Source organism: Ilyobacter sp., from assembly GCF_041583315.1.
GTDB lineage: Bacteria > Fusobacteriota > Fusobacteriia > Fusobacteriales > Fusobacteriaceae > Ilyobacter.
Genome location: NZ_JBFHGC010000476.1, coordinates 1 through 2,257, shown reverse-complemented (window position 1 = coordinate 2,257; position 2,257 = coordinate 1). Strand labels below are relative to the sequence as shown.

The 2,257-nt window shown below is 35.8% G+C and carries 2 protein-coding genes; both read left to right on the top strand.

The window, feature by feature from the left end; genetic code table 11:
* Window positions 1–559 precede the first annotated feature (559 nt).
* Window positions 560–1,825 (top strand): MFS transporter, encoded by a 1,266-nt coding sequence (locus tag ABZA26_RS13120; RefSeq protein ID WP_372714956.1) that lies wholly within the window; start codon window positions 560–562, stop codon window positions 1,823–1,825.
* 120 nt (window positions 1,826–1,945) lie between these two features.
* Window positions 1,946–2,239, top strand: a complete 294-nt coding sequence (locus ABZA26_RS13115; protein WP_372714955.1) for a hypothetical protein — start codon at window positions 1,946–1,948, stop codon at window positions 2,237–2,239.
* Window positions 2,240–2,257: the final 18 nt, after the last annotated feature.

Here is a 2,257-nt window from a genome sequence, read left to right as displayed (position 1 = left end):
GCGACTTGAAAATTCAAAAGACAAAAAGAATAATATTAGCCTAAATAAAAAGCATGTGCACTGTTATTCTTTAAGTTATCGCGCTAAAAAATTTTTGAATCTTTCGGCCATTGATAAAATAAGCGTTAAGAATGACTGAGAGAAATCTTTAGAAAAAATCGATGTCTGAGCGAAGCGAGTAGCCAAAAAATAACGAGTCATATGAGCATATTTTCTGGTTCTCAGAAACTTGTTTTCTGAGTTTCCTTATTGCTAATTGATTTTCAAGGTTATTTAGCTGATTTTTCACAGGCCTTGATTTTTGGTTATGCCCTGACCAAAGGGAGGAAATGACCTTGGGGTGCTTTTCTTTCAAGAGAAAAGTAACAGAATCTGTATAAATTCAATAATCTACTTAAATAACCCATTAAAAATAATAAAAAATGTTTTACTTTAATTTTCAAACTTGTTGTGCTATATTATGTGGAATTATGTTGCAGAATGCATAAGAGAACTATTATATATAAATAATTTATCATAATAAATATTATATTAACAACTAATAAAAGGATGTGAAGTTATGACAAAACATAGGGTTAATCTGGCTGAAGGTATGATTTACAACATGCTTTTTATAGGTATTCAGGGATTCCCTCTCACGGCTCTGGCTCTGTACTTCAACTGTACCCCTATAGAGCTCTCTATTATCGCCACCCTCCCTATAGGGGCTCAGTTTTTTCAGATATTCAGCGGGAAGATATGTCAGATTTCAAAAAACAGAAAAAAAGCCCTTATTATATCAGTGGCACTGGCCAGGCTTCCCATCCTTCTGCTTCCAATAGGTATTTTACTGAAAGTAACATCAGCCTACCTTTTACTAACAGTAGTGTTTTTTTATTCTATATTTACGGCTCTCACATCAAATATATGGACCACTGCCATGGGAGATCTTATACCTAAAAGTGAAAGAGGAGCTTTTTTTGCAAAAAGATTTCTACTGATATCCATTACCAGTATCTGCTCTTACTACACATATTCAAAAATATTAAATAATCTGGACAGGTCTACAGGAGTCCTCATCTTGACCAGTATAATGTCCTTGGCGGGAATTATAACTCTTATACTCTTCTTTTTTCATGAAATACCTGAGAGAGAAGGACTCTGCGTACACATTAATCTCAAAGTCCCTTTAAAAAACAGCAATTTCAAAAATTTCCTTATTTTCATTGGATTCTGGAACTTTGCCGTTGAATTTGCAAAACCTTATTTTCACTACTTTGCAATAACAAACCTGGGAGTAGAATATGTATACTTGGGAAAGATAACTATGCTAAGCGGATTCATAGCACTTTTTGCCTTTCCTGTATGCGGATACTTGAGTAAGACTATAGGGGATAAAAATCTTCTTTCCGGGGGGATATGGATATCTACCTATGTCCTGATATTTTATTTTACTATGAATGAAAATAACTACAAGAGCCTCCTTATGATGGACGGAATATGTACAGGAATAGCATGGTCAGCAATAAATCTCTCTATCTTCAATCTTTTGCTGGAAGTAGCAGGAGAACCTCGGGAATCTTTTGTAGCATCTCATGCGGTAGTTACCGGAGTAGCAGGTCTGTTCGGAGCTATTTTAGGAGGAACTATCGCCTCTTTCCTTAAGGGAAGAGTGGTCTTTCTCTTTGGGGATGCATATTTTGGACTCCAGGTTATATTTATCCTTGCCTTTCTCTTTAGATTATACTCCATCCTTCTCCTCACAAGGGTCAAGGCATTTCAAAAGAGAGTATACTATCCTGGAATCAGACCTCTTACCTTTAGTATCTTTGGAGGTAGAAAATAAATTTCATAGGTCCCTTCTGAAAATGATTATATTTTTAGAAGGGATTTTTATATTAACTCAGAATAAGGGGATAAATAATCTGTTTTTATTCCAATGAAAGCTTATGGGGAGGGAATCATCATGTATAAAAAAATTATAATTTTGGCGTCTTTTTTAGTCCTAACATTGGGTATAGAGGCTTCCTGGACTGAGACAATAATAGACAAAAATACAGGTGACACTGTTGTTCTTTCTGTAACAAAAGGTGTGGACAAGTCGAGTACTACCAGTACTACCACGTCCAGTAGTGAATCAGAAGGTACAACCGGTAGTTCTTCTAGTTCTGATAGCTCTACTGCTAGCTCGGGATCGTCTTCTTCGACTTCTTCCAGTACAGGTAGTTCTTCTAAATCTGATACAACAACTGCTAGCTAGGGATCATCTTCTTCGACT